Below are 667 nucleotides of genomic sequence, written 5' to 3'. Positions count from 1 at the left end.
ATCGCCAAACTGCGGCTAAAACAATGCCAATGAACAAAACGACAATGAAGGCTTCGAGCTGATGCTGGGTAAACTGAATCAACTTTTCAGACAGTTCACACTTACTCGGCTCTTTGACTTTATCAGCTTTCACAACATGAGCATCATCGCTAGATAAAGCAGAAACCAAGGTTTGGTCATCACTCATCGAGCATGCCGAAACCAAACCAGAATTTTGCATCAGACACACGACGATGACCCAGCCAATCATTGCTAGCAGCCATTTCGCGCGCTTTTGAGGCGTGCCTTGTCGTGAAATCAATAAGCTCATAAAAAGTCAGATAAAGATGGAAACGCAGAAAATAATACGCAAGTTGTCGTAAAGCTCAAGTCGTTCGACCTTGCTTGCCGATATGATTGGTAAATAATTGTGATAACCTTAAACCCATCGCTTTTTGCAACACGCTCATTATGCTCAATAAAGTTAATCTCGCCGACATTCGCTCGTTTGTTTTGATCGCCCAACTTGGCAACTTCACCAAAGCGGCGGAAGCTCTGTCCGTCTCTCGATCTCACGTTTCTCGCCAGATCAGCGGACTTGAAGCGCAAATGGGCGTGACACTACTCAACCGAACCACACGCACGCTGCGTTTAACTCATGCCGGCGAGCGATTTTATCACGACTGTG

2 protein-coding genes are annotated in these 667 nt (G+C 45.9%); one reads left to right on the top strand and one right to left on the bottom strand.

Features of this window, described 5'->3' with window-relative positions; genetic code table 11:
• Positions 1-310 (bottom strand): hypothetical protein (locus R7190_RS27945; RefSeq protein WP_318137934.1); only part of this gene is annotated, 310 nt, incomplete at its 3' end.
• 140 nt (positions 311-450) lie between these two features.
• Here R7190_RS27945 and R7190_RS27940 point away from each other — a divergent pair.
• On the top strand, positions 451-667 hold a 217-nt coding region (locus R7190_RS27940; RefSeq protein WP_225492588.1), incomplete at its 3' end, for a LysR family transcriptional regulator.

It is taken from the genome of Vibrio sp. 1078-1 (assembly GCF_033340475.1).
This window is presented reverse-complemented; position numbering and strand designations above follow the sequence as displayed.